The organism is Oceaniglobus roseus (assembly GCF_002869745.1).
GTDB classification, from domain to species: domain Bacteria; phylum Pseudomonadota; class Alphaproteobacteria; order Rhodobacterales; family Rhodobacteraceae; genus Oceaniglobus; species Oceaniglobus roseus.
Genome location: NZ_PNOS01000002.1, coordinates 131,233 through 152,737, shown reverse-complemented (window position 1 = coordinate 152,737; position 21,505 = coordinate 131,233). Strand labels below are relative to the sequence as shown.

The 21,505-nt window shown below is 69.2% G+C and carries 23 protein-coding genes and 1 pseudogene; 10 read left to right on the top strand and 14 right to left on the bottom strand.

Annotation, left to right across the window (positions count from 1 at the left end):
- From A7B20_RS02530 to A7B20_RS02515, 5 genes and pseudogenes are all read left to right on the top strand, one after another.
- Nucleotides 1-266 (top strand): annotated as a pseudogene (locus A7B20_RS02530) (thymidine phosphorylase); the annotation flags it as partial.
- A complete protein-coding gene (locus A7B20_RS21525; protein WP_245866485.1) occupies nt 248-1,441 on the top strand; it encodes a phosphopentomutase in 1,194 nt (397 codons plus the stop codon). The pseudogene A7B20_RS02530 and the gene A7B20_RS21525, both read left to right, overlap by 19 nt.
- Nucleotides 1,438-2,424 (top strand): adenosine deaminase, encoded by a 987-nt coding sequence (locus tag A7B20_RS02525; RefSeq protein ID WP_245866483.1) that lies wholly within the window; start codon nt 1,438-1,440, stop codon nt 2,422-2,424. Before A7B20_RS21525 ends, A7B20_RS02525 begins: the two co-directional genes overlap by 4 nt.
- Nucleotides 2,421-3,053 carry a uracil phosphoribosyltransferase gene (gene upp, locus A7B20_RS02520; RefSeq protein WP_102106977.1) on the top strand — a complete coding sequence of 211 codons (633 nt, stop codon included), beginning with the start codon at nt 2,421-2,423 and terminating at the stop codon, nt 3,051-3,053. Before A7B20_RS02525 ends, upp begins: the two co-directional genes overlap by 4 nt.
- Before the next feature lie 68 nt (nt 3,054-3,121).
- Entirely contained in the window at nt 3,122-3,562 is a 441-nt protein-coding gene (locus A7B20_RS02515; RefSeq protein ID WP_102106976.1) for a hypothetical protein, read from the top strand.
- A gap of 6 nt (nt 3,563-3,568) precedes the next feature.
- On the opposite strand, the gene A7B20_RS02510 is transcribed toward A7B20_RS02515, so the two are convergent.
- Both A7B20_RS02510 and A7B20_RS02505 read right to left on the bottom strand, forming a co-directional pair.
- Nucleotides 3,569-4,585 (bottom strand): hypothetical protein, encoded by a 1,017-nt coding sequence (locus A7B20_RS02510; RefSeq protein ID WP_102106975.1) that lies wholly within the window; start codon nt 4,583-4,585, stop codon nt 3,569-3,571.
- Between the two features lie 117 nt (nt 4,586-4,702).
- Nucleotides 4,703-6,331, bottom strand: a complete 1,629-nt coding sequence (locus tag A7B20_RS02505; protein WP_102106974.1) for an AMP-binding protein — start codon at nt 6,329-6,331, stop codon at nt 4,703-4,705.
- A 138-nt stretch (nt 6,332-6,469) separates the two neighbouring features.
- Between A7B20_RS02505 and A7B20_RS02500 the strand changes: the two genes are divergently transcribed.
- Both A7B20_RS02500 and A7B20_RS02495 read left to right on the top strand, forming a co-directional pair.
- On the top strand, nt 6,470-7,117 hold the full coding sequence (locus tag A7B20_RS02500) for a sulfotransferase family 2 domain-containing protein (protein WP_102106973.1): 648 nt from the start codon (nt 6,470-6,472) through the stop codon (nt 7,115-7,117).
- A gap of 247 nt (nt 7,118-7,364) precedes the next feature.
- The gene (locus tag A7B20_RS02495) at nt 7,365-7,937 is read left to right on the top strand and encodes a Hint domain-containing protein (RefSeq protein WP_102106972.1); all 573 of its coding nucleotides are present in this window, start codon (nt 7,365-7,367) and stop codon (nt 7,935-7,937) included.
- A gap of 51 nt (nt 7,938-7,988) precedes the next feature.
- On the opposite strand, the gene A7B20_RS02490 is transcribed toward A7B20_RS02495, so the two are convergent.
- The 9 genes from A7B20_RS02490 to A7B20_RS02450 form a co-directional block, all read right to left on the bottom strand.
- Complete coding sequence (locus A7B20_RS02490; protein ID WP_102106971.1) at nt 7,989-10,190, bottom strand: 3-hydroxyacyl-CoA dehydrogenase NAD-binding domain-containing protein; 2,202 nt, start codon at nt 10,188-10,190, stop codon at nt 7,989-7,991.
- 225 nt (nt 10,191-10,415) lie between these two features.
- Nucleotides 10,416-10,889, bottom strand: coding sequence for a hypothetical protein (locus A7B20_RS02485; RefSeq protein WP_102106970.1), 474 nt, complete (start codon nt 10,887-10,889; stop codon nt 10,416-10,418).
- A complete protein-coding gene (locus A7B20_RS02480) occupies nt 10,889-12,100 on the bottom strand; it encodes an acetyl-CoA C-acetyltransferase (protein ID WP_102106969.1) in 1,212 nt (403 codons plus the stop codon). The genes A7B20_RS02485 and A7B20_RS02480 overlap by 1 nt, the downstream gene beginning before the upstream one ends.
- A 25-nt stretch (nt 12,101-12,125) precedes the next feature.
- Complete coding sequence (locus tag A7B20_RS02475) at nt 12,126-12,776, bottom strand: glutathione S-transferase family protein (protein ID WP_102106968.1); 651 nt, start codon at nt 12,774-12,776, stop codon at nt 12,126-12,128.
- Nucleotides 12,777-13,072: 296 nt separating this feature from the next.
- Nucleotides 13,073-13,285, bottom strand: a complete 213-nt coding sequence (locus A7B20_RS02470; protein ID WP_102106967.1) for a hypothetical protein — start codon at nt 13,283-13,285, stop codon at nt 13,073-13,075.
- Between the two features lie 58 nt (nt 13,286-13,343).
- Nucleotides 13,344-15,119: an acyl-CoA dehydrogenase C-terminal domain-containing protein gene (locus A7B20_RS02465; protein WP_102106966.1), complete on the bottom strand. Its 1,776-nt coding sequence runs from the start codon at nt 15,117-15,119 to the stop codon at nt 13,344-13,346.
- A 21-nt stretch (nt 15,120-15,140) separates the two neighbouring features.
- Nucleotides 15,141-15,533, bottom strand: coding sequence for a MerR family transcriptional regulator (locus tag A7B20_RS02460; RefSeq protein WP_102106965.1), 393 nt, complete (start codon nt 15,531-15,533; stop codon nt 15,141-15,143).
- 215 nt (nt 15,534-15,748) lie between these two features.
- A complete protein-coding gene (locus tag A7B20_RS02455) occupies nt 15,749-16,135 on the bottom strand; it encodes a MerR family transcriptional regulator (protein WP_102106964.1) in 387 nt (128 codons plus the stop codon).
- Between the two features lie 67 nt (nt 16,136-16,202).
- Nucleotides 16,203-17,351, bottom strand: a complete 1,149-nt coding sequence (locus A7B20_RS02450; RefSeq protein ID WP_102106963.1) for a putative manganese transporter — start codon at nt 17,349-17,351, stop codon at nt 16,203-16,205.
- A 131-nt stretch (nt 17,352-17,482) separates the two neighbouring features.
- On the opposite strand from A7B20_RS02450, the gene A7B20_RS02445 reads away from it, so the two are divergent.
- From A7B20_RS02445 to A7B20_RS02435, 3 genes are read left to right on the top strand one after another with little or no spacing between them, the layout of a single operon-like run.
- On the top strand, nt 17,483-17,908 hold the full coding sequence (locus A7B20_RS02445) for a PaaI family thioesterase (RefSeq protein WP_102106983.1): 426 nt from the start codon (nt 17,483-17,485) through the stop codon (nt 17,906-17,908).
- Nucleotides 17,905-18,432 (top strand): PaaI family thioesterase, encoded by a 528-nt coding sequence (locus A7B20_RS02440; protein ID WP_102106962.1) that lies wholly within the window; start codon nt 17,905-17,907, stop codon nt 18,430-18,432. The genes A7B20_RS02445 and A7B20_RS02440 overlap by 4 nt, the downstream gene beginning before the upstream one ends.
- A complete protein-coding gene (locus A7B20_RS02435; RefSeq protein WP_102106961.1) occupies nt 18,425-19,738 on the top strand; it encodes an MATE family efflux transporter in 1,314 nt (437 codons plus the stop codon). Before A7B20_RS02440 ends, A7B20_RS02435 begins: the two co-directional genes overlap by 8 nt.
- Here the strand turns inward: A7B20_RS02435 and A7B20_RS21160 are convergent.
- From A7B20_RS21160 to A7B20_RS02425, 3 genes are all read right to left on the bottom strand, one after another.
- On the bottom strand, nt 19,708-19,956 hold the full coding sequence (locus A7B20_RS21160) for a hypothetical protein (RefSeq protein ID WP_157937584.1): 249 nt from the start codon (nt 19,954-19,956) through the stop codon (nt 19,708-19,710). The genes A7B20_RS02435 and A7B20_RS21160 overlap by 31 nt on opposite strands.
- A gap of 129 nt (nt 19,957-20,085) precedes the next feature.
- Nucleotides 20,086-21,156, bottom strand: coding sequence for a quinone-dependent dihydroorotate dehydrogenase (locus A7B20_RS02430; RefSeq protein ID WP_102106960.1), 1,071 nt, complete (start codon nt 21,154-21,156; stop codon nt 20,086-20,088).
- Nucleotides 21,153-21,494 (bottom strand): DUF952 domain-containing protein, encoded by a 342-nt coding sequence (locus A7B20_RS02425; RefSeq protein WP_102106959.1) that lies wholly within the window; start codon nt 21,492-21,494, stop codon nt 21,153-21,155. Before A7B20_RS02425 ends, A7B20_RS02430 begins: the two co-directional genes overlap by 4 nt.
- Between the last annotated feature and the right edge of the window lie 11 nt (nt 21,495-21,505).

Sequence of the window (21,505 nt, the reverse complement as noted above, 5' to 3'; positions counted from 1 at the left end):
CCCTCGGCCAGGCCGTCGTCGCCCTCGGCGGCGGGCGGCAGGTCGAGACCGACAGGATCGACCCCGCCGTGGGCCTTTCCGCCGTGGTCCGCCTTGGCGAAAGGGTCGAGGCGGGCCAGCCCCTTGCCATGGTCCATGCCGCCACGGCGGAGGCGGCCGAGCGGGCGCGCCTGTCGGTGCAGCGCGCCATCCGCATCGCGGAGGCGGCGCCTGAGACAAGTCGGACGCTGATACACGAGGTGCTCCCATGCCCCGCGCCATCCTGATCGTGCTCGATTCCGTCGGCTGCGGCGGTGCCCCGGACGCCGACGCCTTCGGCGACGCGGGTGCCAACACGCTCGCACACATCGCCGCCGCCTGCGCCGCGGGCAAGGCGGAGGAGGGGCGGTCGGGCCCCCTGCGCCTGCCGCACATGGATGCCCTCGGCCTCGGCGCCGCGATCCGCCTCGCCTCGGGCGCCGCAACGCCGGGGCTGGAGGCGGAACCGCAGGGGGGGTGGGGTGCGGCCAGCGAGGTGTCGAAGGGCAAGGACACGCCCTCGGGCCACTGGGAGCTGGCGGGCGTGCCGGTGCCCTGGGACTGGACGACCTTCCCCGAAACCGTCCCGGCCTTCCCGCCCGAGCTGTCGGCGCTGGCGGCAAGGCTCGCGGGCACCGACGGCATCCTCGGCGACTGTCACGCCTCGGGGACCGAGATCATCGCCCGCCTCGGGGCCGAGCACATGAAGACCGGCTGGCCCATCTGCTATACCTCTGCCGACAGCGTCTTCCAGATCGCCGCCCACGAAGAGCGCTTCGGCCTCGAACGGCTCTGGAAACTCTGCCGGGACCTTGCGCCGCACCTGCACGCGATGAAGGTCGGGCGGGTGATCGCGCGTCCGTTCCTCGGCACGCCGGAGACGGGCTTCCGACGCACCGCCAACCGCCACGACTATGCCATCGCCCTGCCCGAGCCCTCGCTCTGCGACGCGGTGCAGGGGGCGGGCGGCAGGGTGCATGCCGTGGGCAAGATCGGCGACATCTTCTCGATGCAGGGCATCGACACGGTGGACAAGGGGCCGGACGCCGACCTTATGGAGGCGCTGAAGGGGCGGATCGAGACGGCGGAGGACAAGGCGCTGGTCTTCGCCAACTTCGTGGAGTTCGACAGCGTCTACGGCCACCGCCGCGACGTCTCGGGCTATGCCCGCCACCTCGAATGGTTCGACGCCGCCCTGCCGGAGCTGACCGCGCGGATGCGCGAGGGCGACCTGCTGCTGATCACCGCCGACCACGGCAACGACCCGACCTGGCGGGGCACCGAGCACACGCGCGAACGGGTGCCGGTGCTGATCCAGGGGGCGGGGGTGAAGGCGCTTGGCCTCTGCGCCTTCGTCGACGTCGCCGCCACCCTTGCCGCCCACCTGGGCCTGTCCCTCAAGCGCGGGAGGAGCCTGCTGTGAGCCTTGCGACCCGTCCGAAGATCGAACTGCACCTGCACCTCGAAGGCGCGGCGCCGCCCGCCTTCGTGCGCGGGCTGGCGAAGGAGAAGTCCATCGACATCCCGGGGATCTTCGACGAACGGGGCCACTATGCCTATGCCGATTTCTGGGATTTCCTGAAGGTCTACGAGGCCGCGACCTCGGTGCTGCGGACGCCCGAGGACTATGCCCGGCTCACCTCTGCCGTCCTGGCCGAATGCGCGGCCCACGGCGTGATCTATGTCGAGACGTTCCTGTCGCCCGACTTCTGCGGCGGCCGCGACGTTTCGGCCTGGCGCGACTATCTCCACGCGATCCGCGAGGCGGCGGAGGCGGCCGAGCGCAGCGACGGCATCGTGCTGCGCGGCATCGTCACGCCGATCCGGCACTTCGGTCCCGACAAGGCGAAGGAAACCGCGCTCTGCGCCGCCGAGACCGCCGGTGAGTTCATCACCGGGTTCGGCATCGGCGGGGACGAGAAGGCGGGCCACCTGAAGGACTTCGCCTGGGCCTTCGACATGGCGCGCGAGGCCGGGCTTCGGCTGACCGCCCACGCGGGCGAATGGGGCGGGCCGCAGTCGGTCCGGGACGCTCTGGATCGCCTCCGGGTCGAACGCATCGGCCATGGCGTGCGCGCGATCGAGGATCCGGCGCTGGTGGACCGGCTGGCCGAGGACGGCATCGTGCTGGAGGTCTGCCCGGGCTCGAACGTCGCCCTCGGCCTCTATCCGACCTGGCGCGACCACCCGGTCGAGAAACTGCGCGCGAAGGGCGTGAAGGTCACGGTCTCGACCGACGATCCGCCGTTCTTCCACACCACGATGAGCCGCGAATACGACCGCCTGGCCGAGGCCTTCGACTGGGACGAGGGCGTGTTCGAGGAGATCGAGCGGACCAGCCTCGACGCCGCCTTCTGCGACGCCGCCACCAAAGAGACCCTGAAGAAACGACTGGAGACCCGATGACCGAGCACCTGACCGTCGTCCGCCACCCCCTCGTGCAGCACAAGCTGACGCTGATGCGCGACAGGGAAACCTCGACCGCCGGCTTCCGCCAGCTGCTGCGCGAGATCAGCCAGCTTCTGGCCTACGAGATCACGCGCAACATGGCGATGACCACCCGGCGCATCCAGACGCCCCTGTGCGAGATGGACGCGCCGGTGCTGGACGGGCGCAAGCTGGCGCTGGTGTCGATCCTCAGGGCGGGCAACGGTCTGCTCGACGGGATCCTCGAACTGGTGCCCTCGGCACGGGTCGGCTTCGTGGGGCTCTACCGCGACGAGAAGACGCTCCAGCCGGTGCAATACTACTGCAAGCTGCCGGCCGAGCTGGGCGAGAGGCTGGTGATCGCGGTGGACCCGATGCTGGCCACCGGCAACTCCTCGGCCGCGGCGGTGGACCTGCTGAAGAAGGCGGGGGCGACCGACATCCGCTTCCTCTGCCTGCTGGCGGCGCCGGAGGGGGTGAAGCGGATGGCCGAGGCGCACCCGGACGTGCCCATCGTCACCGCCGCGCTGGACGAGCGGCTGAACGAACAGGGCTACATCGTGCCCGGCCTCGGCGACGCGGGGGACCGGATGTTCGGAACCAAGTGAGGCAAATCCGCTTTACCCACGGGAAGGGTTGGGGCAGATATGGTGAAATCGACGAGGGGACCGACAAGATGAAGAGCATGCCAGTCCTCCGGGGTCTTCTCGCTGCCGCAACATTCGCCCTGGCGGGGGGGCTTGCCCTGCCGGCCTCCGCGCAACAGCACCTCGCCACGCGCGAAGGCGCGCTGCTGGTTCCGCCCCCGGGGCCGCAGTTCCGGACTCCGAAGGGCTATCGTCCGGCCTGGGAGGACGGGCGGCTGAACCCCTACCGCGGCAAGCAGCTTTATTCCGGGGCATTGCAGACGGCGCTGATCTGGACCCAGACGGTGCCGCGGCGGCTGGTCGATCCGAGGAACGGCCGGGATGTCACGCGGAACTACAAGTACCTGATCTATCCCTACACCGACTACGACAAGCAGCGGCGCGACCTGGCCGGGGGGCGTCACGTGGTGGTGCAGGTGAACGGCACGCGGATGGTCGTCCTGCGCTCCAGCCTCGACGCGGCACGGTGACGCCGCCTATTCCCCGCAGATCCCCTGAAGCGCCACCCATTCGCCGTCCGGCATGATCGGGCGCGCCATCTCGGGGCTGACCGGATCGCCCTCGATCAGCGGCAGCGTCTTCTCGCCGGAAGCGTCGAGCGCATAGGCATAGGCGGTGGAGGGGATGCCAGCCTCGGCGAAGCGGGCCAGCAGCCGCGCCTCGTCGAGCGGGGCGGGATCGCTCAGCAGCAGCGCCTCGGCATAGCCGTCCAGCACCTCTTCCGGCAGGCTGCCTGTGGTCAGCAGCCGGAACGCCGCAAGCGGCCCCGCGGCGCGAAGCAGCCGCTCCAGCGGATCCGTCTCCCGCGCGCGCTCGTCCTCGGCCAGGATGAAACCCGCGACCGGGCCGGGGCCGTCGAAATCCTCGATCAGCGCACGGTTCAGCAGGATGTAGCCGCCCGGCAGATGCTCGGCAAAGCCGAGCCCGCGGGACAGCACCACGAGGCGCACCGGCTTGCGCGGCAGCACCTGTTCGGCCAGGTCGTCCAGCGCCGCCTCGGCGTCGGGGCTGGCGCAGGGGCGCCCGGCGATGCGCTGGATCGTCTCCAGCATCCGCGCCCCGATGTCGGCGCGGCTGGCCGGGGGCACGACGCGCACCGTGTGATGGATCATCGCGCCGGGCAGCCAGAACACCGCGAGGAAGGCCGTCAGGGCAAGCGCCGCGGCGGCGATGAAGTAGCGCAGCCGCCCGGTGCGCGGCCGCCGCCGGGCGATGGCGGTGGCGACCCGCCCGATGGCGTCGATCATGGTGTCGTCCGAGATCTCCAGCATCTCGTCGGCATCGGGGCCGGGGATGTAGAGGGCGGGGCGCTGACCGGGATTGCAGCGCTCGACCGCGGCAAGCGACCAGTGCGCCAGCGCCTTCTCGTTCATGTCGTAGATTGCCAGCGTCGCGTTGCCGACGGACACGATCACGTCCCGCCGCTGCGCGCCGGGCCCCGAGCGCCAGATGCCGCTGGCTTCAAGCCGCTGGTATTCCGTGAGTGCTGTCATCCGCCTGCCGGACGGCCATTTTCCGCCGCCTCGTCGTTGTTCCACCGGCAGACACTAGGGCACTGGCGGGGTGGCGGCAATGTCATTGCCCCGAAGCGATCCGCGGCGGACCCGGCGTCAGACCGTGCGGGCCACATCGCGCAGCGCGAACTTCTGGATCTTCCCGGTCGAGGTCTTGGGCAGTTCCTGGAAGACCACGCGCTTCGGCGTCTTGAACCCGGCAAGGCGGGAGCGGGCGAAGGCGATCAGTTCGTCCTCCCGCACCGTCGCGCCCGGCTTCAGCTCGACGAAGGCGCAGGGCACCTCGCCCCACTTCTCGTCTGGCTTCGCCACCACGGCGACGAGCGAGACGTCGGGATGGTGCATCAGCGCGCCCTCGACCTCGACCGAGCTGATGTTCTCGCCGCCCGAGATGATGATGTCCTTGGCGCGGTCGACGATCTGGATATAGCCGTCGGGGTGCTGCACGGCGAGGTCGCCCGAGTGGAAATAGCCGCCCCTGAACGCCTCCTCGGTCGCCTTGGGGTTCTTCAGGTAGCCCTTCATCACCGAGTTGCCGCGCATCACGATCTCGCCCTGGGTCGTGCCGTCCATGGGCACCTGTCCCATGGCGTCGTCGACGACGGTGATGTGCTCCATCATCGGCATGGCGACGCCCTGGCGCGCCTTCAGGGCCGCCCGCTCCTCGCCTTGGAGGGCGTCCCAGGCGTCGTCGTTCCAGACGCATTCGGTGACGTGGCCGTAGGTTTCCGTCAGTCCGTAGACCTGCGTGACGTTGAAGCCCAGCTTCTCGATCTTGCCCAAGGTCGCGGCGGCGGGGGGCGCGCCGGCGGTGAAGACCTCGACCCGGTGGTCGAAGCTGCGGCGGTCGTCGGGCGTCGCGTTGACGATCATGTTCAGCACGATCGGCGCGCCGCCGAAATACTGCACCCCCTCGTCGGCGATGGCGTCGTAGATCGCCTTCGCCGTGATGTCGCGGCAGCAGACGACGCAGCCCGCCAGCATCGGCATCATCCAGGTGTGGTTCCAGCCGTTGCAGTGGAACAGCGGCACGATGGCGAGGAACCGGGGATAGAGCGTCATCCGCCACGACACCACGGTGCCCATCGTCATCAGGTAGGCGCCCCGGTGATGATAGACGACGCCCTTGGGCCGCCCGGTGGTGCCCGAGGTATAGTTCAGCGCGAGGCTCTCCCACTCGTCCTGCGGCATGATCCAGGGCGTGTCGGGCGCGCCCTTTGTCAGCAGGTCGGCGAAGGTCATGTGCCGCCCCGTGGCCGGGAAACCCGCCGCCGGATCGGGCACCTCGACCAGCACCGGGGCGGGGCCGTCGACGGCGTCGATCGCCTGCTCGGCCAGCGCGATGAACTGGGTGTCGGCCAGCAGCACCTTCGCCCCGCCATGGTCGAGGATGTAGGACACCGTGTCGGTTTCCAGCCGCGTGTTGATCGTGTTCAGCACCGCACCGGCCGCCGGCACGGCGAAATGCGCCATGGCCTGGGCGGGGAGGTTCGGGATCAGCGTCGCCACCACGTCGCCGGGCGCCACGCCAAGCGCGGCAAGGCCGCCCGCGAAGCGCGAGACGTCGGCATGGTACTCGGCATAGGTCCAGCGGTCGGCGCCATAGACCAGCGCCTCGGTCCCCGGGAAGACGGCGGCGGCGCGGTTCAGGTGCGAAAGGGGCGTGAGCGGCACGAAATTGGCCGCGCAGCGCTCCAGCCCGGTCTCGTCTTGCAGCCAGCCCATCGTATCCTCCCCGCGGTCCGTCGGCGTCCCTGAGGGTGCAGTATTGCCGCCCGCCCCGCGGGATGAAAAGCGCTTTGTGAGAGGCGGCAGCGCGACGCGCCTTGGCCCGCCGAAGGCCGATCGTCTATCCTCGGCGCCATGATCATCTCGCCCGGCCGCCGCTTCATCTTCGTGCACATTCCCAAGACCGGCGGCACCGCGCTGTCCCTCGCGCTGGAGGCCCGGGCGATGAAGGACGACATCCTGATCGGCGACACGCCGAAGGCGAAGCGGCGGCGCGGCCGGCTGAAGCGGCTGGATGCGCGGGGGCGGCTCTGGAAGCACTCGACCCTGGCCGACATCGAGGGCGTCCTGCCGCCGGATGTCGAGGCTGAGTGCCTCGTCTTCACGCTGGTGCGCAATCCCTGGGACCGGATGGTGAGCTATTACCACTGGCTCTGCGCCCAGACGTTCGATCATCCGGCCGTGACGCTGGCGCGGTCCAGCGACTTCGGCGGGTTCGTCGGCCACCCGCAGACCCGCGCCGCCTTCACGGCGATGCCCTTCGGAGCCTACGTCCGCGGGTCGGACGGGGCGGAGCGGGGCGCGGTGTTCCTGCGGCTCGAACACCTCGACGAGGACATCGCGCCGGTCGAGGCGCATCTTGGCTTCGCGCTGACACCGCTTCCCGTCGCCAACCGGTCGGACCGCACGGCCGGGCACCGCGCGCATTATACCGCGCAGACCCGCGCGCTGGTGGCCGAACTCTGCGCCGAGGATATCGCGCGTTTCGGCTATGCGTTCTGAACGGATGGCCTGCGGCAACCCGGCACGCCGGGCGCAATGCCTTGAAATCGCCCGGATTGCGCCCAACTCGCGTCCTGCCGGTCGCGTCGGCTGCCGGAATGAAAAGGTTAACGGTGGATTAACCGCCGCAGGCTGAAGGGGCGGGGCAGTGCTTAATCTGGCAAGCAGGGTTTTCGAGTCCGTCTTTTCCGGCGAGACGCGGAAGGACGGGGGGAGCGGCGCGACGTCTCCCGGCAGGACGCGGCACATGCCCGCCTTCGGGCTGACCGCCGGCACCCGCGTCGCCACGGCGACCGGCTGGCGTCCGGTCGAGGCGGTGACGGTGGGCGACCGGGTGCTGACCTTCGATGCGGGGTTGCAGCTGGTCACGGCGGTCGAGCGGGTGTGGTTCGACGGCACCGGCGCGATGGCCGCCGCCCAGAAACCGCTCCGCGTGCCGCCCCAGGCGCTCGGCAACCATGCCGAGATGGTGCTGCTGCCCGACCAGCCGGTGATCTTCGAGGCCGATTGCGCCGAAGAGCTGTTCGGCGATCCCTTCGCCCTGCTGCCCGCGGCGGCTTTGGAAGGCTACCGGGGGATCGAGCGGTTCCGTCCGGTCGATCCGCTGGAGATCGTCAGCCTCTCCTTCGAGAGCGACCAGGTGGTGTTCGCCAATCTGGGAGCGCTGTTCTTCTGCCCCGTGCGCACGCAGGACGCCGGAACACTGATCCAGTCCGGCGACACCGTCATCACCAGCCCCTACACGCCGCTGCCCATGGACATCGCCGAGGCGCTGGTCTCCCTGGCCGAGCGCGATGCCCGGCAGGCGCGGCAGGTCTGACATCTTCCCGGGCCTTCGGAAACGGGCGCCCGCAGGGGCGCCCGTCTGGTTTCACGCGGCGGCCTTCGAGTCCGCGAACCGGCCATAGAAGGTCTCGCCCGACGCCGCCATCTCGCGCAAGAGCTTCGGCGTCTCGAACCGCGCGCCGTGGCGTTCGGTCAGACCCTCGGTCAGTTCCACCGCCTTCGCGGCGCCGATGATGTCGAGCCAGCTGAACGGTCCGCCCGACCACGGCGCGAAGCCCCAGCCGAGGATCGCGCCCACGTCGCCCTCGCGGATGTCCATGAGCACGCCGTCCTCCAGCGCCCGCACGGCCTCGAGCACCTGCGCGAACAGCAGGCGGTGCTGCACCTCGGCCAGTTCCGGCTGGTCGTCCCTCACCGGGTACTTCGCGGCAAGGCCCTCCCAGATGCCGGTCCGCTTGCCCTTCTCGTCGTAGGCATAGAAGCCCGAGGCCGACTTCCGCCCCATCCGGCCCTGGTCGGCCATCCAGAACAGCACCTCGTCCACCGCGCCGTCCGGATAGGCATCGCCCATGGCCGCCTTCGTCGCCTTGGCGATCTTCACCCCGAGGTCGATCGAGGTCTCGTCGACCAGTTGCAGCGGCCCGAGGGGCATGCCGACCATCTTCGCCGCGTTCTCGATCAGGGCAGGGGACACGCCCTCGCCCACCATGCGGATGCCCTCGTTGATGTAGGGGATGATGCAGCGGTTGGCGTAGAAGAAGCGCGCGTCGTTCACCACGATGGGCGTCTTCCTGATCTGCCGCACGAAGTCGAGCGCCTTGGCCACCGCCCGGTCGCCCGTCTGCCTGCCCTTGATGATCTCGACCAGCATCATCTTGTCCACCGGGCTGAAGAAGTGGATGCCGATGAACTGCTCCGGGCGCGCGCTGGCCTTGGCCAGGTCGCTGATCGGCAGGGTCGAGGTGTTGGTGGCGAAGATGCAGTCCTCGCCCACCACGGCCTCGACCGCCTTCGTCACCTCGGCCTTGATGCCCGGATCCTCGAATACGGCTTCGACGATCAGGTCGCAGCCCTTCAGCGCGTCATAATCGGTGGTCGCGGTGATGAGGCCCAGCACCTGCTCCTTCTTCTCCGGCGTCGCCTTCTTGCGGCTGATCCCCTTGTCCATGTAGTCGGCCGAGTAGGATCTGCCCTTGTCCGCAGCTTCCTGCTTCTGGTCGATCAGCACCACCTCGATCCCCGCAAGGGCCGAGACCAGCGCGATACCCGCACCCATCATGCCGGCCCCCATCACCCCGACCTTCTTCACCGTCTGGTCCGGGGCCTCGGGGCGGTTCGCGCCTTTCTCCAGCGCCTGCTTGTTGATGAACAGGCTGCGGATCATGGCCGAGGAACTGGGGTTCATCAGCACGTTGGTGAAATACCGCGCCTCGATCTTCAGCGCCGTGTCGAAGGGCACCATCGCGCCTTCGTAGACCGCCGAGAGCAGCGCCTTCGCTGCCGGGTACACCCCTTGGGTCTTGCCGTTCACCATGGCCGAGGCACCGACGAAGGTCATGAACCCCGCCGGGTGATAGGGCGCGCCGCCCGGCATCTTCCAGCCCTTGACGTCCCACGGCTTCACGATGTCCGCGTCCTTCGCCGACAGCACCCATTCCTTCGCCTTCGCCACGAGCTCGTCATGGGCCACGACCTCGTCCACCAGCCCGGCGGATTTCGCCTGCGCGGGGGCCATCATCTTGCCCTCCAGCAGGATCGGAGAGGCGGCCATGGCGCCCAGCATCCGGCTGACCCGCGTGGTGCCGCCCGCCCCGGGGAACAGGCCCACGAGGATCTCGGGCAGGCCGATCTTCGCCTTCGCGTTGTCGGTCATGAACCGGCGGTGGCAGGCCAGCGCGATCTCGGTCCCGATCCCCGCGCAGGTGCCGTTGACCGCGCAGGCGATCGGCTTGCCGCCCTTGTTGGTCTTCGGGTCCATCCCCGCGCGCTCGATCTTCCTCAGGATCCGGTGGCCGTTCATCGTGAAGTCGAACAGCCCCTGCGCGGGGTTGTCGCCGCTCTCGGCCCGGATCTTCGCCAGCACGTTCAGGTCCATGCCGCCGGCGAAGTCCTTCTTGCCCGAGGTGATGACGATGCCCTTCACGGCCTCGTCGGCCAGTGCCTCGTCGATGAAGCCCTCGACCAGCCCGAAGGCCTCGCGGGTCAGCACGTTCATCGACTTGCCCGGCGCGTCCCAGGTGATGACGGCGACGCCGTCGTCGCCAACGTGGTAGGTGAAATCGCTCATGGGGTGGTTCCTCCGTTGCGGGGGCTGCCGTTGCCTTGGGTCCGGCGGCGGGCAGCGTTGTTCGTGTGGGTGGGTTCGCGGTGCGGGTCGAGAACCGCGTCGGTCCGCCGGCACGCGCCGCCGGTCGGACGGGTCGGACCGGCCGCGTGGGGAAAGGGGGGCAGGGCGACCCCGGCCATCAGGGGCGTCCGCCCGTTCGATGGGTCGAGCCCGGGTCCAGACCCTTCATGTCTTCTTCTCCTCGGCGAAGCGCCGGAAGGCCTCGCTCTCGTCGTGGATCTCGTCGGTGCGCGGATCGGTCAGGGGGAAGGAGGTGTTCTCGACCCCCACCCACATCTCGTTCGCCTTCCACACGCCGTCGTCGAAGCACAGGACCCCGGCGCCGGGATAGGCGGGCGCGGCTGCCCCGCCTTCGCCTTCCATCACGGTCCGGTAGCTGCAGTAGATGCGGTTCGGCCCCAGCGGGCGCACCGTCTCGACCGTGCGCCGGATCGACCGGATGCCCAGCCGCTCCAGCATCGCCCGCCAGTCCGCGAAGGTCTGCGCCAGGTCTGCGTCGCAGCGGATCATCGTCGTCCCGCCGAGCGTCTCCAGGCGCAGCGGCAGCAGGATGCGCTGCCGGTAGCTGTCGTAGTCGTCCGTCAACGACAGCGCCCCGGTGACATCCAGCCATTCCTGGACGTGGTCCTCGGGGGTCATCAGACCCGCTCGAGGATCGTCGCCGCACCCATGCCGCTCGCGATGCAGAGGGTGGCAAGACCGGTCTCGCGGTCCGACCGCTCCATCTCGTCCAGAAGCGTGCCGATGATGATCGCCCCCGTGGCGCCCAGCGGGTGACCCATGGCGATGGCGCCGCCGTTGACGTTCACCACGGAAGGGTCGACGTCGAAGCGCTGCATGAAGCGCAGCACCACGCTGGCGAAGGCCTCGTTGACCTCGAAGAGGTCGATGTCACCGATCTCCATGCCGTTGTCCTTCAGGATCTTCTCGGTGACGGGGACGGGTCCGGTCAGCATGATCGTCGGGTCGGTGCCGATCTTCGCCGTCGCGCGGATCCGGGCGCGCGGCTTCAGCCCGTGCTTCTCGCCGAACTCCTTCGAGCCGACCAGCACCCCCGCGGCCCCGTCCACGATCCCGGACGAGTTGCCCGCGTGGTGGATGTGGTTGATCCGCTCGAGGTGCGGGTACTTCATCAGCGCGATCTTGTCGAAGCCCGGCATCACCTCGCCCATGTCCTTGAACGAGGGCTTCAGCGCGCCGAGGCTCTGCATGTCGGTCTGCGGCCGCATGTATTCGTCGCGCGACAGGATCGGCAGGCCGTTGATGTCCCTGATCTCGATCATCGACCTGGCGAAGCGGTTGTCGGCCCAGGCCGCCGCCGCGCGCTTCTGGGATTCCACGGCCAGCGCATCGGCGTCGTCGCGCGAGAAGCCGTATTCGGTGGCGATGATGTCGGCCGAGATGCCCTGCGGCACGAAATAGGTGTCCATGGCGATCGACGGATCGACGGCGATGGCCGCCCCGTCGCTGCCCATCGGCACCCGGCCCATCATCTCGACACCGCCGGCGATATAGGCCTCGCCCGCGCCGCCCCGGACCTGGTTCGCGGCGAGGTTCACCGCCTCCATGCCGCTCGCGCAGAAGCGGTTGATGGCGAGGCCGGGGATCGACTGGTCGAGGTCGCTCGCCAGCACCGCGGTGCGCGCGAGGCAGCCACCCTGCTCGCCGACCTGGGTGACGTTGCCCCAGATCACGTCCTCGACCGCGTGGCCGTCGAGCCCGTTCCTGTCCTTCAGCGCGTTCAGCACCTGGGCGGAGAGGCGGACGGATGTCACCTCGTGCAGCGAGCCGTCTGCGCGGCCCTTGCCACGCGGGCTGCGCACGGCGTCGTAGATATAGGCTTCGGTCATGTGGATCTCCTCCGGCCGTTCGGCCTCAGGTTGCGGCCCGGTCGGCAGGCGAGCCGGGCATCAGGTCATAGGGGTGTTTCCAGCCGGGCAGGGCGGCGATGCCGTCGAGCCAGCGGTCGATGTTGGGCCAGTCGGCGCGCACGAAACCGAAAGGTTCGGGATAGAAGAGGTAGCCGCAGCAGCAGAGGTCGGCGAGGCTGACCGCGTCGCCCACGATCCAGTCGCGGCCCTCCAGATGACGGTCGAGCACCTGGTAGGCGGCCTTGAGCCGCCCTTGCGTGAAGGCGATCACCTCGGCCGGGCGCTTCTCCTCGGGCAGGAAGTTCATCAGGAACCGGCACATGCCCGCGACGCCGCTGAGCTTGTGGTTGTCCCAGAACATCCAGCGCAGCACCTCGCGCCGCTGTACGGGATCCTCGGGCATCAGCTTGCCGGACGTCTCGGCGACATAGTCCATGATTGCCCCGGACTGGCTCAGGCGATAGCCGCTCGCCTCGTCCAGCAGCACCGGCGCCTCGCCCATCTCGTTGACGTCGCGCCGGTAGGCCTCGCCGCGGGTCTCGCCGTTGAAGAAATCCACCTTCACCGGCGCCCAGTCGAGCCCCGAGAGTTCCAGCGCCAGCGCCGCCTTGTAGGCGTTGCCGCTCTCTCCGAAGCAGTAGAGCTTCAATGTCATCGTTCCTCCCTTTCCCGCGGTCGGAGTGGGGGTTTGACACCCCCACACCCCCGTCGAGTATTTTTACAAAGAAGAAGCAGAGCTTCGTTTCTTCACCTTCTGTTAGCCCTGTCCGGCCCATCCTCGGGACGCGGTACAGGCTGGAGAGTCGATGACCGCCAAAGGAGAAGCCGCTTCACCGCCGCCCGGAAACGGGCACTGGGTAAGACCGACATGGCGGTGAAGCGCACCCTGGCTTCTTCTTTGTCCAAATACTCCCCCGCCGGAGGCGTCCCGCATTTTCCGCCCTCGCTCCGTCACCGCTTCCGCTCTTCCAGCTCCGCGTTGAACAGCCTCAGGCGGGCCGTCAGGTTCTCGTGGTTGGTGACGCTGTCGAAATGCTCGAACAGGAACGACAGCGCCTCGCCCTCGTCCAGCCCCGCCTCCTTCGCGAAGCTCCTGAGCTTGCGATAGCCGTCCTCGGTCATGGCGACGGGAAAGCGGCGGGTGAGCTTGAAACGCTTGGGCATGGGTCCTCGGCCGTGCGGTGTGATCCCGGCAGGGTAGCGGCCCTGCCGGGGAGGTCCATCAGAAGTTGGCCGCCTCCAGCTCCATCACGCTGTCCGAGCCGCTGGTGATGCGGGCGAGGTGCAGCTTCGTGGCGGGCAGCTGGCGCGCCATGTAGTAGCGCCCCGTGGCGATCTTGGTGCGGTAGAAGTCGGCATCGCCCTCGCCGCCGTCCAGCCCAGTCATCGCCGCCTTCGCCATGCGCGCCCACATCAGCCCCAGGCAGACGTGGCCGAAGAGGTGCATGAAGTCGTAGGAGCCCGCCAGCGCCGCGTTCGGGTTCTTCATGTTCTGCATGAAGTACATCGCCGCCGCCTGGAGGTCCTTGCTCGCCTCCTTCAGGGGATCGAGGAAGTTCGCCTTCAGGTCGGCGCGGTCCTCGTTCTCCTTGATGAACGCCTTCACCAGCTCGAAGAAGGCCATCACCGTCTTGCCGCCGTTCAGGCCCAGCTTGCGGCCCACGAGGTCGAGAGACTGGATGCCGTTGGTGCCTTCGTAGATCATGGTGATCCGCGCATCGCGCACGAACTGCTCAAGCCCCCATTCCTTCGTGAAGCCCGAGCCGCCCAGCGTCTGCTGCGCCAGCACCGTGGTCTCGAAGCCCTTGTCGGTCAGGAAGCCCTTCAGCACAGGGGTCAGGAGCGAGATCATCGCCTCGGCCTCGGCATCCTCGTTCCGGTGCGCCCGGTCGATCAGCGAGGCGCCCCAGAAGGTGAAGGCGCGCGCGCCCTCGACGAAGCTCTTCTGGTGCAGAAGGTTCCGGCGCACGTCGGGGTGGACGATGATCGGGTCGGCCGGCTTGTCGGGCGATTCGACCCCGGTCACCGCGCGGCCCTGGAGCCGCTCCTGCGCGAAGCCGAGCGCGTTCTGGTAGGCGACGACGCCCTGGGCATAGCCCTGCAGGCCGACGCCCAGACGCGCCTCGTTCATCATTGTGAACATCGCGCGCATGCCCTTGTGCATCTCGCCGATGAGGAAGCCCGTGGCGCCGTCGTAGTTCATCACGCAGGTGGCGTTGCCGTGGATGCCCATCTTCTTCTCGAGCCCGCCGCAGGAGAGGCTGTTGCGCTCGCCCAGCGATCCGTCCTCGTTCACCAGGAACTTCGGCACGATGAAGAGCGAGATGCCCTTCACGCCCTCGGGGCCGCCGGGGATCTTGGCCAGCACGAGGTGGATGATGTTGTCGGTCAGGTCATGCTCGCCCGCCGAGATCCAGATCTTCTGGCCGGTGATCCTGTAGGTGCCGTCGTCCTGCGGTTCCGCCTTGGTGCGGATCAGGCCGAGGTCGGTGCCGCAGTGCGGCTCGGTCAGGTTCATGGTGCCCGACCACGAGCCTTCGACCATCTTCGGCAGGTACGTCTGCTTCTGCGCGTCCGACCCGTGGGTGTGGATCGCGTTGTAGGCGCCGTGGGACAGGCCCTGGTACATGTTGAACGCCATGTTGGCCGAGACGAACATCTCGCCCACGGCCGAATTCAGCAGGTAGGGCATGCCCTGGCCGCCGAAGTCGGGATCGCAGTCGAGCCCGATCCAGCCGCCCTCGCGCATCTGGTCATAGGCCTCCTTGAAGCCCTTCGGCGTGCGCACGACGCCGTTCTCCAGCTTGCAGCCCTCCTCGTCGCCCACCGTGTTCAGCGGCGCCAGCACGTTCTCGGCCAGCTTGCCGGCCTCGCCCAGGATCGCGGCGGTGAAGTCGCGGTCAAGCTCGTCGTATCCGGGGATGCCGGAGCCGGTGATCTCCAGGACCTCGTGCAGCACGAACTGCATGTCCTTCACGGGGGCGGTGTAGGTGGGCATTGTTCCTCCTCGGGCGACGTTTCAGGCGGCGTTCTTGCGCAGCGCGGACAGCTTCTTCTCGGCCCAGTCCAGCTGCTCTTTCAACTCGGTGATGGCGGTGTCGATCTCGGCCCGCTGGCGCTGCAGGTCCTTCAGGTGGGCGGTGCCCAGCTCGTGGGTCTTGACCAGCTGCGTCTCGTGCTGCTCGTCGGCGTTGTAGAGGTCCAGCAGCTGGCGGATCTCCTCCAGGCTGAAGCCGAAGCGCTTGCCGCGCAGGATCAGCTTCAGGCGGGCGCGGTCGCGGCGGGTGAAGAGACGCTTCTGGCCTTCCCGGATCGGTGCCAGCAACTCCTTCGCCTCGTAGAAGCGCAGGGTGCGGGGAGTCACCTCGAAGGCCTCGCACATCTCGCGGATCGTCATCGTTTGCTCGTTCATGGCTGTGCCTCTCAGAACCTCGGTCGGTGGCTGAGATGCGGCGGTTGGCCCAACCTTACAAGCATGGGTGACGTGAACGTAAACGAAACGTGACGTCATTTTCGCGGTGGCGTAATCCCGTTTAAGATGACCTTCGGGAAACGCAACTTTCTAAGGACGCGACACGCGCCGCGCCTTGGAAATACAGCGGATTCCCGCCGGTTCCTGCCGCCACGTCAGTTGTCGGACTGGCCCCCGGCCAGCGAATCCGCCACCTCGTCGCGGGTCTTCCTCAACTCGGCGATGGTGCGCTCCAGCTGCTTCTGCTCGGCGTCGAGCGCGGCGAGTTGCCGGTCGGCGAGCCGGATCCATTCGGCCATCTGCGCGGCGTTGCCCTGCCTGTCGTAGATCAGCAGCCACTGGCGGATCTCCTCCAGCGAGAAGCCCCAGCGGCGGCCGCGCAGGATCAGCGTCATGCGGGCGATGTCGCGGGCGTGGTAGAACCGCGCGCGGCCCTCCTTCTCGGGGCTCAGCAGCTCGATGTATTCATAGTACCGCAGGGTGCGCGGGGTGACATCGAACTTGGCGCACATCTCCTTGAAGGACAGACGTGTGTCGGGCATTGGCGCTCCTCCCCGCCCGAACAGATAGAGCGTTGTGCCGCCGGGATCAATCGGAGGGTGTTCGCCGTCAGTTCATGAAGCCCGGCGCGAAAGCGTAGAAGCCATAGGCGAGGATCAGGGCGGGCACCGCGGAATAAACGGTCGCCATCATCGCCGCCTTCGGGTTCAGCGCGATCGCCGGGAACAGCGCGTCGCCGTCGTTCGAGATCGCGTTGCCGAGCAGGGCGGCGAAGGGCACCAGGCCGTTGATGTAGAGCGTCGTCACCAGCACCTGCGGCCCGCACCCGGGGATGAAGCCGATGGCGATGGCGATCAGCGGCAGAAGCGGCGCGACGGCCTGGAACCAGCTTTCGAGGTCGAGCCCGAGGTAAGCCGTCGCGTAGTCGAAGGCGAGGTAGGCGCCCAGCACCCAGACGGTGATGAACGCCGTCTCTTCCGTCATCCGCGTCGCCGGGCTGTCGTTGCCGTTGGTCATCGCGGCCAGCGGCGAGCGGGCCCAGACGAAGAGGCCCAGGGCGATGCCCGCGATGGCCAGCGCCTCGACCGGCAGACCAAGCAGGCTCTCGACCTCGACCTGCGCAAGCTGCGCCGCGCCGACGACGAGGCCGGGAATCGCCAGCAGGAGGTAGAGGATGTCCTGCGGCCGGGTGCGCCCGATCAGCGGTGCCGCCGCGCAGGCGGCCGAGGTCGTGCTGCGGTACTCGGTCCGGTGCAGCGCGTCGACGATCCAGCCCGAGACGATCCCGACGGCGAAGGACAGCGGCAGCAGCACCGCCGCCGCGTCGGGGCGGGTGGCGATCAGCAGGAAGGCCGCGTCGCCCATCGTCGCGGTCAGCGTCGCCACCACCGCGCCGAAGCCGACGTTGCCCGAGGAATAGGCGGCGACCACCACCACCGCCCCGCCGCAGCCCGGCGTCGCGCCCAGCAGCGCCGCCAGCGGCACCTGCATCGCCTTCGCGTTGCGCAACCCCTCGCCGATGTCGAAGCGGAACACCCGCTCGGCCCCGTAGAACAGCAGCAGCGTGGCGGCGACGAAGACGCTGACCTGGGTATAGGCGTCGGTCATCAGCGACCGGGTCAGCGCCCCGAGATCGCCCGGCGCGGCGGCGAGGGCCAGAAAAGCGAGCGCGATCAGGAGGCGATTGGGGCGGAATCCCCAGCCCGAGGGGCCGGTCGCGGTCTCGGCAACGGAAAGCGTGGTGTCGGAGGCGGCCATGGCACCCTTCAATTGCGAATAATTCTCAATCGCAGAGTTAGGCCTTGCCGCCGCTTTGGCAAGGCCCAATAACGGCTCTCGCGCCTCGAAACCTGCAACTGGGGGAGCCTTTGCCCGTGACGCCCGAGAAGATGACGGCGATTGCCAGACAATTCATCGCCGCGCTGCCCCATTCCCGCGAACTCGGGATGGAGCTGGTGGGAATCGGCGAGGGGCGGGCCGAGATCTCGATGCCCTACGACCCCCGCCTCGTCGGCGACCCGGCCACCGGCGTGATCCACGGCGGCGCGGTCTCGGCGCTGATGGACACCTGCTGCGGCGCCGCGGTGATGTGCCATCCCGACGGCAACGGCAACACGGCCACCATCGACCTTCGCATCGACTACATGCGCGCGGCGGTGCCGGGGCAGACGATCCGCGCCCGCGCCCACTGCTATCACGTCACCCGCAACGTCGCCTTCCTGCGCGCCGACGCGCTGGACGATGACGACGATCACCCGGTCGCCACCGCCACCGGCGCCTTCGTCTTCGAGCGCCGCAAGGGGGCCGGGGCATGAGCCGCCCGACGCCCGAGCCCGTCCAGGTCATCAAGCAGCGGCGCGACGGGGCGCTGGCCGCCCTGGTCGGCAGCGTGCCCTACATCCGCTTCATGGGCATCACCTTCGACCGCCGCGGCGACGAGCTGACGGCGATCCTGCCGTTCCGCGAGATGCTGATCGGCAATCCCCTGCTGCCCGCCCTGCACGGTGGCGCGACGGCGGCCTTCCTCGAGACGGCGGCGATCATCGAGCTCTGCTGGTCGCTGATCTGGCCCGAACTGGAAAGCGGTCGTCTGGACGCGGCGGCGCTGGAGAAGGGGGCGCTGCCGAAACTGCCGCGCACCGTGGACTTCACCGTCGACTACCTGCGCTCGGGCCTGCCCCGGGACGCCTATGCGCGGGCGCGGATCAACCGCTCGGGGCGGCGCTATGCCTCGGTCCATGTCGAGGCTTGGCAGGACAACCGCGCGCGGCTCTTCGCGCAGGGCACCGGGCACTTCATCATGCCCCCGGTCGAGGGCGCCGGGGCGGGCGATGGCTGAACCGAGGGCCGTCACCCACGGCCGGGTGCTGAACATCGCGCTGCCGATCGTGCTGTCGAACGCCACCATCCCGATCCTCGGCGCGGTGGACACCGGCGTCGTCGGGCAGCTGGGCCTTGCCGCGCCCATCGGCGCGGTCGGCATCGGCGCGATCATCCTGACCTCGGTCTACTGGATCTTCGGCTTCCTGCGCATGGGCACCGTCGGACTCACCTCCCAAGCCCTCGGGGCCGAGGACCGGGGCGAGGTCGCGGCGCTGCTGTCGCGGGCGCTGCTGATCGGGCTCGGCGCCGGGGCGGCGATCATCGCGCTGCAACTGCCGCTCTTCGCCGCCGCCTTCCGCATCGCCCCCGCCTCGGCCGAGGTCGAATCGCTGGCCCGCGACTACATGGCGATCCGCATCTGGTCGGCCCCCGCGGCGATCTCGCTTTTCGGGATCACCGGCTGGCTGCTCGCGGCCGAGAGGGCGCGGGCGGTGCTGGTGATCCAGCTCTGGATGAACGGCATGAACGTGCTGCTCGACCTCTGGTTCGTGCTCGGCCTCGGCTGGGGAGTCGAGGGCGTGGCGCTGGCGACGCTGGTCTCGGAATGGACCGGCCTCGCCCTCGGCCTCTGGTTCTGCCGCGCCGCCTTTGCCGTGCCTGCCTGGCGCGACTGGGCAAGGGTCTTCGACCGGCTGCGGCTGAAGCGGATGGCGGCGGTGAACGGCGACCTCATGGTCCGCTCGCTGCTGATCGAGGGCATCTTCGTCTCGTTCCTGTTCTTCGGGGCCGATTTCGGCGACGTGCCGCTGGCGGCGAACCAGATCCTGCTCCAGTTCCTGCACATCACCGCCAACGGGCTCGACGGGTTCGCCTTCGCGGCCGAGGCGCTGGTGGGCCAGGCCATCGGACGGCGGCGCCCCGACCTCGTGCGCCGCGCGGCGCTCCTGACCTCGGGCTGGGGCGTGGTGGCGGTGCTGGCGCTCGCGGCGGCCTTCGCGCTGTTCGGCGGCGCGATCATCGACCTGATGACCACGGCGCCCGAGGTGCGCACCGAGGCGCGGCACTACCTCGTCTGGATGGTGCTCGCCCCGCTCGCGGGCTGCGCCGCCTGGATGTTCGACGGCATCTTCATCGGCGCCACGGCGAGCCGCGACATGCGCAACATGATGGCGCTGTCCGCCGCGATCTACTTCGCCGCGCTCCTCGCCCTGACGCCGGTGTTCGGCAACCACGGGCTGTGGGTCGCGCTGCTGATCTCCTTCGTGGCGCGCGGCGTGACGCTGGGGCTGCGCTATCCGAAGATCGAGCGGTTGGCGGTGTAGGCGGCGCGCCGCGCCTGGCTGACGGCATCGGCCCGCGCCGTTGCTGGCCCCTCCATGGCCGAGGCCATCGCCTCGGCCACAGCGCCAAGCCAACCTTTCTTCGGGCCGGGGCCCAAGCCCCCGGCCAGCGCCCGCCCCGCCCTCGGCGGGCGCTTCTCGCCCGCCGGGTCAGGCGCTGGCCTCTCGTGGTGCGGGTGGCTGGCGATCTTGCGGCACATGCATCGCGGCGGGCGGGGAAACGCGGTGCGTTTCCCGATCCGCCCGACATTGGCCGCGGCAGGTCGGGAGATTCGATGCCTGCTCGGTCCGACGCGCGTCCATGAGAGCGGCGGGCGTGCCCCGGCACGCTACCCCAGCCACGCCTCCCGCCCGGTCCCAACCGCGTCGCTCACGCTTGCGAACCCGTCCCGTTCCAGGAGTCCATCGAGCCCCCGCACGATCTCTCCGACCAGCGACAGCCCGCCATAGATCAGCGCGGTGTAAAGCTGCACCGCCGAGGCGCCGGCGCGGATCTTCTCATAGGCCTGCCGGGCCGAGCCGACGCCGCCGACGCCGACCAGCGGCACCAGCCCGCGCGTCACCTGCGACAGCCGCGCCAGCACCCGCGTCGACGGCTCGAACAGCGGCGCGCCGGACAGCCCGCCCTTCTCGGCGGCCTGCGCGCTCGTCAAGCCCTCGCGGGACAGCGTGGTGTTGGTGGCGACGATGGCATCCACGCCGCGCTCCAGCGCGACGGCGGCAAGGTCCTCGAGATCGCCGAAGGTCAGGTCGGGGGCGATCTTCAGGAAGATCGGAATCGGCCGGGGCAGGGTCGCGCGGGCGTCCATCACCCCCTGCAGCAGCGCCGACAGCGCCTCGGCGCCCTGCAGGTCGCGCAGCCGCTCGGTGTTGGGGGAGGAGACGTTGACCGTGGCGAAATCGCAGTAGGGCCCGCAGCGCTCCAGCACCCGGGCGAAATCCGCCGCGCGGTCGGCGCTGTCCTTGTTCGCGCCGAGGTTCAGCCCCACGGGCACGACCGGCCCGTCCCCGCGGGGACGAGACAGGCGCTGCGCCACCGTCTCCATCCCGAGGTTGTTGAAACCGAAGCGGTTGATCGCCGCGCGGTCCGCGGAGAGGCGGAACAGGCGCGGGCGGGGATTGCCGGGCTGGGGGCGGGGGGTGGCGGCGCCGACCTCGACGAAGCCGAAGCCCGCGCGCATCAGCGGTGCCACCGCCTCGGCGTTCTTGTCGAAACCCGCGGCCAGGCCGACGGGATTGGGCAGCCGAAGTCCCGCGAGGGTGGTCTTCAGCCGCTCCGACGTCACCGGCCCCGGCGCGGGAGCCAGCCCCGCGCGCAGGGCCTTCAGGGCCAGGCCGTGGGCCACCTCGGGGTCCAGCCGGTGAAGCGCGGCCAGACCCAGACGTTCGAGTGCGCTCACTCGACGCCGTCGGGCAGGACGTGACCGTCGGAGCCCTTCAGGATCTCCCGGTTCCAGATCACGTCGGCCAGCGACAGCGCGCGGTAGAGGTGGGGGAACTTGTCGCCGCCCCGCGCCTCTTCCCATTTCAGCGAGTCGCCCATGAGATCGGCATCCATGGCGACGAGGACCAGGGGATCCTCGACATCCGCGAAATGCTTTTCCAGGGTGCCCTGCACCTGGTCGGCGGTGGAAAAGTGGACGAAGCCGTCGGCTTGGTCGATGGGCGCGCCCGGGCTCGTGCCGAGGTCGCGCAGCGTGGCCCATTCCTGGGCCCTCAGGATCTTGTAAATTTGCATGCCCTGCACAT

Excerpts from the sequence above, each read along its gene's own strand:
- A7B20_RS02510 (WP_102106975.1), bottom strand. The coding sequence starts at position 4,585 with ATGACAGCACTCACGGAATACCAGCGGCTTGAAGCCAGCGGCATCTGG.
- A7B20_RS02435 (WP_102106961.1), top strand. The coding sequence starts at position 18,425 with ATGGCTGAACCGAGGGCCGTCACCCACGGCCGGGTGCTGAACATCGCG.
- A7B20_RS02425 (WP_102106959.1), bottom strand. The coding sequence starts at position 21,494 with ATGCAAATTTACAAGATCCTGAGGGCCCAGGAATGGGCCACGCTGCGC.
- A7B20_RS02480 (WP_102106969.1), bottom strand. The coding sequence starts at position 12,100 with ATGACCGAAGCCTATATCTACGACGCCGTGCGCAGCCCGCGTGGCAAG.
- A7B20_RS02500 (WP_102106973.1), top strand. The coding sequence starts at position 6,470 with ATGATCATCTCGCCCGGCCGCCGCTTCATCTTCGTGCACATTCCCAAG.
- A7B20_RS02470 (WP_102106967.1), bottom strand. The coding sequence starts at position 13,285 with ATGCCCAAGCGTTTCAAGCTCACCCGCCGCTTTCCCGTCGCCATGACC.
- upp (WP_102106977.1), top strand. The coding sequence starts at position 2,421 with ATGACCGAGCACCTGACCGTCGTCCGCCACCCCCTCGTGCAGCACAAG.
- A7B20_RS02445 (WP_102106983.1), top strand. The coding sequence starts at position 17,483 with ATGACGGCGATTGCCAGACAATTCATCGCCGCGCTGCCCCATTCCCGC.
- A7B20_RS21160 (WP_157937584.1), bottom strand. The coding sequence starts at position 19,956 with ATGTGCCGCAAGATCGCCAGCCACCCGCACCACGAGAGGCCAGCGCCT.
- A7B20_RS02460 (WP_102106965.1), bottom strand. The coding sequence starts at position 15,533 with ATGAACGAGCAAACGATGACGATCCGCGAGATGTGCGAGGCCTTCGAG.
- A7B20_RS02475 (WP_102106968.1), bottom strand. The coding sequence starts at position 12,776 with ATGACATTGAAGCTCTACTGCTTCGGAGAGAGCGGCAACGCCTACAAG.
- A7B20_RS02455 (WP_102106964.1), bottom strand. The coding sequence starts at position 16,135 with ATGCCCGACACACGTCTGTCCTTCAAGGAGATGTGCGCCAAGTTCGAT.
- A7B20_RS02485 (WP_102106970.1), bottom strand. The coding sequence starts at position 10,889 with ATGACCCCCGAGGACCACGTCCAGGAATGGCTGGATGTCACCGGGGCG.
- A7B20_RS02465 (WP_102106966.1), bottom strand. The coding sequence starts at position 15,119 with ATGCCCACCTACACCGCCCCCGTGAAGGACATGCAGTTCGTGCTGCAC.
- A7B20_RS02440 (WP_102106962.1), top strand. The coding sequence starts at position 17,905 with ATGAGCCGCCCGACGCCCGAGCCCGTCCAGGTCATCAAGCAGCGGCGC.
- A7B20_RS02515 (WP_102106976.1), top strand. The coding sequence starts at position 3,122 with ATGAAGAGCATGCCAGTCCTCCGGGGTCTTCTCGCTGCCGCAACATTC.
- A7B20_RS21525 (WP_245866485.1), top strand. The coding sequence starts at position 248 with ATGCCCCGCGCCATCCTGATCGTGCTCGATTCCGTCGGCTGCGGCGGT.
- A7B20_RS02505 (WP_102106974.1), bottom strand. The coding sequence starts at position 6,331 with ATGGGCTGGCTGCAAGACGAGACCGGGCTGGAGCGCTGCGCGGCCAAT.
- A7B20_RS02490 (WP_102106971.1), bottom strand. The coding sequence starts at position 10,190 with ATGAGCGATTTCACCTACCACGTTGGCGACGACGGCGTCGCCGTCATC.
- A7B20_RS02450 (WP_102106963.1), bottom strand. The coding sequence starts at position 17,351 with ATGGCCGCCTCCGACACCACGCTTTCCGTTGCCGAGACCGCGACCGGC.
- A7B20_RS02495 (WP_102106972.1), top strand. The coding sequence starts at position 7,365 with ATGCCCGCCTTCGGGCTGACCGCCGGCACCCGCGTCGCCACGGCGACC.